Source organism: Cellulophaga baltica (assembly GCF_018861125.1).
Lineage (GTDB): Bacteria > Bacteroidota > Bacteroidia > Flavobacteriales > Flavobacteriaceae > Cellulophaga > Cellulophaga baltica_A.
On sequence record NZ_JAHKQN010000031.1, the window covers coordinates 1 to 5642 of the forward strand.

Genomic DNA, 5642 nt, shown 5'->3' on the forward strand with positions numbered 1-5642 from the left:
TTGGTTTATGGTTTAAAAAAAGATTAAATATTTTTTGTTTTTATGCTTGTGGGTTAAGAAAAGGTGTGTATATTTGCACCCGCTTAGGGAAACAACGATACGCAATTAGGCATTAAAAAGGAATAAAAGTTCATTGACATATTGTGAGACAGCGTTCAATTATTGGAAACGATAATTGGATAAAGAATTAAAGAATTAGCTTAAAAAATACGAAGGGCTAGGGTTTGAATTTGGTATTGTTTGATGATGTAATAATATTTACAAAACAACGATGAAGAGTTTGATCCTGGCTCAGGATGAACGCTAGCGGCAGGCCTAACACATGCAAGTCGAGGGGTAACAGAGGAGCTTGCTCTTGCTGACGACCGGCGCACGGGTGCGCAACGCGTATGCAATCTACCTCTTACTAAGGGATAGCCCAGAGAAATTTGGATTAATATCTTATGTGATATATGACTGGCATCGGTTTTATATTAAAGGTTACGGTAAGAGATGAGCATGCGTCCCATTAGTTAGTTGGTAAGGTAACGGCTTACCAAGACTTCGATGGGTAGGGGTCCTGAGAGGGAGATCCCCCACACTGGTACTGAGACACGGACCAGACTCCTACGGGAGGCAGCAGTGAGGAATATTGGACAATGGAGGCAACTCTGATCCAGCCATGCCGCGTGTAGGAAGACTGCCCTATGGGTTGTAAACTACTTTTATACAGGAAGAATAAGATCTACGTGTAGATTGATGACGGTACTGTAAGAATAAGGACCGGCTAACTCCGTGCCAGCAGCCGCGGTAATACGGAGGGTCCGAGCGTTATCCGGAATTATTGGGTTTAAAGGGTCCGTAGGCGGGCTGTTAAGTCAGAGGTGAAATGCTGCGGCTCAACCGTAGCACTGCCTTTGATACTGGCGGTCTTGAGTTATATTGAAGTGGCTAGAATATGTAGTGTAGCGGTGAAATGCATAGATATTACATAGAATACCGATTGCGAAGGCAGGTCACTAAGTATACACTGACGCTGATGGACGAAAGCGTGGGTAGCGAACAGGATTAGATACCCTGGTAGTCCACGCCGTAAACGATGGATACTAGCTGTTCGGTCTTCGGATTGAGCGGCCAAGCGAAAGTGATAAGTATCCCACCTGGGGAGTACGTTCGCAAGAATGAAACTCAAAGGAATTGACGGGGGCCCGCACAAGCGGTGGAGCATGTGGTTTAATTCGATGATACGCGAGGAACCTTACCAGGGCTTAAATGTAGATTGACAGGTTTAGAGATAGACTTTTCTTCGGACAATTTACAAGGTGCTGCATGGTTGTCGTCAGCTCGTGCCGTGAGGTGTCAGGTTAAGTCCTATAACGAGCGCAACCCCTGTCGTTAGTTGCCAGCATGTTATGATGGGGACTCTAACGAGACTGCCGGTGCAAACCGTGAGGAAGGTGGGGATGACGTCAAATCATCACGGCCCTTACGTCCTGGGCCACACACGTGCTACAATGGCCGGTACAGAGAGCAGCCACTATGCAAATAGGAGCGAATCTATAAAACCGGTCACAGTTCGGATCGGGGTCTGCAACTCGACCCCGTGAAGCTGGAATCGCTAGTAATCGGATATCAGCCATGATCCGGTGAATACGTTCCCGGGCCTTGTACACACCGCCCGTCAAGCCATGGAAGCCGGGAGTGCCTGAAGTCCGTCACCGTAAGGAGCGGCCTAGGGCAAGATCGGTAACTAGGGCTAAGTCGTAACAAGGTAGCCGTACCGGAAGGTGCGGCTGGAACACCTCCTTTCTAGAGAAAAGCATCTCGATGATACATTACGATTGAAAAAACTAGTCCTTGTATTTTTAAGTTATTTTTTATATTTATTGCTGTCTCATGTATATGTTATATATAATATTGATAGAGTCTGAAAGGATTCGCAAAGTGAGAGTCTCATAGCTCAGCTGGTTAGAGCGCTACACTGATAATGTAGAGGTCGGCAGTTCGAGTCTGCCTGAGACTACTGCCTAAGATAGATTTGTAATTGAAGTGATTTGGTTATGATGAAGTTTTAGAAACACGTTCATTAAAAATTGAAATATTGGAAATTCTAGAAGTTGGGAAACCTGTCAACTGTAAACTGGCAACTGCCAACTTATAGAGAAATGGGGGATTAGCTCAGCTGGCTAGAGCGCCTGCCTTGCACGCAGGAGGTCATCGGTTCGACTCCGATATTCTCCACCAAGGTCTTTTATAGACCATAAGTTCATTGACATATTGGGACAAAGTGATTATAGATATCTTCAGGGATACTGTAAACACAAAGAAACACAAATTAAAAATAGAGTAAAGTACGATAGAGGTACTGCTGTAGTGATATAGTAGTAATTATATAAAGAATAAAAAGGACTAGTGACAAGCTAGAAAAGGGCGTATGGGGGATGCCTAGGCTCTCAGAGGCGATGAAGGACGTGATAAGCTGCGAAAAGCTGCGGGGAGGTGCACACAACTTGTGATCCGCGGATATCCGAATGGGGCAACCTGTCTGGTTGAAGGCCAGTCATGCCGTAAGGCAAGCAAACCCGGTGAACTGAAACATCTAAGTAGCCGGAGGAGGAGAAAACAAAAGTGATTCCGTTAGTAGTGGCGAGCGAAAGCGGATTAGCCCAAACCAGTATTGTTTCGGCAATGCTGGGGTTGTAGGACCACGATATTTTATGCGTAATGAATTAGAATTGTTTGGAAAGACAAACCGAAGAGGGTGATAGTCCCGTATAAGTAAAGAGCGTTATAGATAGTGGTATCCTGAGTAGTGCGGGGCACGTGAAACCTTGTATGAATTTGCCGGGACCATCCGGTAAGGCTAAATACTCCTGAGAGACCGATAGTGAACCAGTACCGTGAGGGAAAGGTGAAAAGAACCGTGAATAACGGAGTGAAAAAGATCCTGAAACCATACGCTTACAAGCGGTCGGAGCCTTTAGGGGTGACGGCGTGCCTTTTGCATAATGAGCCTACGAGTTACTTTTACTAGCAAGGTTAAGATTTTAAGGATCGGAGCCGTAGCGAAAGCGAGTCTGAATAGGGCGCCATAGTTAGTAGTAGTAGACGCGAAACCGTGTGATCTACCCATGGGCAGGTTGAAGCTTTGTTAACCCAAAGTGGAGGACCGAACCCGTTGACGTTGAAAAGTCTTGGGATGACCTGTGGGTAGGGGTGAAAGGCCAATCAAACTCGGAAATAGCTCGTACTCCCCGAAATGCATTTAGGTGCAGCGTTGTGATAGTTTTATAGAGGTAGAGCTACTGATTGGATGCGGGGGCTTCACCGCCTACCAATTCCTGACAAACTCCGAATGCTATAAAATGTTTCACAGCAGTGAGGGCATGGGTGCTAAGGTCCATGTCCGAGAGGGAAAGAACCCGGACCATCAGCTAAGGTCCCCAAGTGTATGCTAAGTTGATATAACGCGGTGGAATTGCATTGACAGCCAGGATGTTGGCTTGGAAGCAGCCATTCATTTAAAGAGTGCGTAACAGCTCACTGGTCGAGCGATTCCGCATGGATAATAATCGGGCATAAGTATACCACCGAAGCTATGGCTTCTGTACTCGGTACAGAGGGGTAGGGGAGCATTCTATGGGTGTTGAAGGTGAACTGTAAGGTTTGCTGGAACGCATAGAAACGAAAATGTAGGCATAAGTAACGATAATGCGGGCGAGAAACCCGCACGCCGAAAGACCAAGGTTTCCCCAGCTATGCTAATCAGCTGGGGGTCAGTCGGGACCTAACGCGAACCCGAAAGGGGTAGTGGATGGACAAGCAGTTAATATTCTGCTACCTGCTCACGTTAAAAGTGACGGGGATGTGGTGTTGGTGCGTGCTGACGGAATAGCACGTTGAAGGGAGTGGTAACACCCCGATAGTACGATGAGGCTTCGGCCAAGTTGATAATCCAGCGTAACATCCTCCGAGAAAAACAAGTGAAGCAGCCCGTACCGTAAACCGACACAGGTGGTTGGGATGAGTATTCTAAGGCGCTCGAGAGATTCATGGCTAAGGAACTAGGCAAAATAGACCCGTAACTTCGGGAGAAGGGTCGCCCATCTTCGGATGGGCCGCAGTGAAGAGGTCCAGGCGACTGTTTATCAAAAACACAGGGCTCTGCAAAATCGAAAGATGACGTATAGGGCCTGACACCTGCCCGGTGCTGGAAGGTTAAGAGGAGATGTTAGCTTCGGCGAAGCATTGAATTGAAGCCCCAGTAAACGGCGGCCGTAACTATAACGGTCCTAAGGTAGCGAAATTCCTTGTCGGGTAAGTTCCGACCTGCACGAATGGTGCAACGATCTGGACACTGTCTCGGCCATGAGCTCGGTGAAATTGTAGTATCGGTGAAGATGCCGGTTACCCGCAGTGGGACGAAAAGACCCCGTGCACCTTTACTATAGCTTCGTATTGGTTCTGGGTAAGTAATGTGTAGGATAGCTGGGAGACTTTGAAGCGGCGTCGCTAGGCGTTGTGGAGTCATTGTTGAAATACCAGCCTTTGCTTATCTAGAGCCTAACTCTCTATTGAGAGAACAGTGCGTGGTGGGTAGTTTGACTGGGGTGGTCGCCTCCAAAAGAGTAACGGAGGCTTCTAAAGGTACCCTCAGCACGCTTGGTAACCGTGCGTAGAGTGCAATGGCACAAGGGTGCTTGACTGAGAGGCATACAGGCCGAACAGGTTGGAAACAAGAGCATAGTGATCCGGTGGTTCCGTATGGAAGGGCCATCGCTCAAAGGATAAAAGGTACGCCGGGGATAACAGGCTGATCTCCCCCAAGAGCTCATATCGACGGGGGGGTTTGGCACCTCGATGTCGGCTCGTCACATCCTGGGGCTGGAGAAGGTCCCAAGGGTTGGGCTGTTCGCCCATTAAAGTGGCACGCGAGCTGGGTTCAGAACGTCGTGAGACAGTTCGGTCTCTATCTACTGCGGGCGTTAGAAATTTGCGTGGATCTGACTCTAGTACGAGAGGACCGAGTTGGACTGACCGCTGGTGCACCAGTTGTTCCGCCAGGAGCATTGCTGGGTAGCTATGTCGGGATTGGATAAGCGCTGAAAGCATATAAGCGCGAAACCAGCCACAAGATGAGATTTCTTTAAAGGGCCGTAGGAGATGACTACGTTGATAGGTCATAGGTAGAAGGGCAGTAATGTCTGTAGCCGAGTGATACTAATAGCCCATAGGCTTGCACTACTTGCCCCCTTTAATTAGGGGGCGGACTTCCTTTTTACAATATAAGTCACCAAAAATCGTAGCTTACTTTAATTAGAGTAAAGTGTTTATTAGTGAGTGCTATTAGCACCATTTTGTCCCTTTAATATGTTATACTTAGATAGGTATATAGTGAAAGCTAGTACTAAAATTAAGTAATTAAAATATTGTTGCAATAGCAACTAAAAGTTTAAGGTGACCATGGCGATGGGGTCCACCCCTTACCATTCCGAACAGGGAAGTTAAGCCCATCAGCGCCGATGGTACTGCTATACCAAGTGGGAGAGTAGGTCGTCGCCTTTTTTTAAATCAAGTCCTTCATTTAATTATGAAGGACTTTTTTTTGGTTTATACTGAACTGTACTTGACTAACCTAAACTAAATGTTCTATAGAATCTATA

At 47.0% G+C, this 5642-nt stretch carries 2 tRNA genes and 3 rRNA genes; all 5 read left to right on the forward strand.

The window, feature by feature from the left end:
- Nucleotides 1-268 precede the first annotated feature (268 nt).
- Nucleotides 269-1788, forward strand: a 16S ribosomal RNA gene (locus tag KO500_RS15510).
- Nucleotides 1789-1928: 140 nt separating this feature from the next.
- Nucleotides 1929-2002: transfer RNA gene (locus tag KO500_RS15515), tRNA-Ile, on the forward strand.
- A 144-nt stretch (nt 2003-2146) separates the two neighbouring features.
- Nucleotides 2147-2223: transfer RNA gene (locus KO500_RS15520), tRNA-Ala, on the forward strand.
- A gap of 168 nt (nt 2224-2391) precedes the next feature.
- Nucleotides 2392-5223: ribosomal RNA gene (locus KO500_RS15525) — 23S ribosomal RNA — on the forward strand.
- Nucleotides 5224-5432: 209 nt separating this feature from the next.
- Nucleotides 5433-5544 (forward strand): 5S ribosomal RNA (gene rrf, locus KO500_RS15530).
- The 16S, 23S and 5S rRNA genes sit together here with 2 tRNA genes alongside, the layout of an rRNA operon.
- Nucleotides 5545-5642 lie beyond the last annotated feature (98 nt).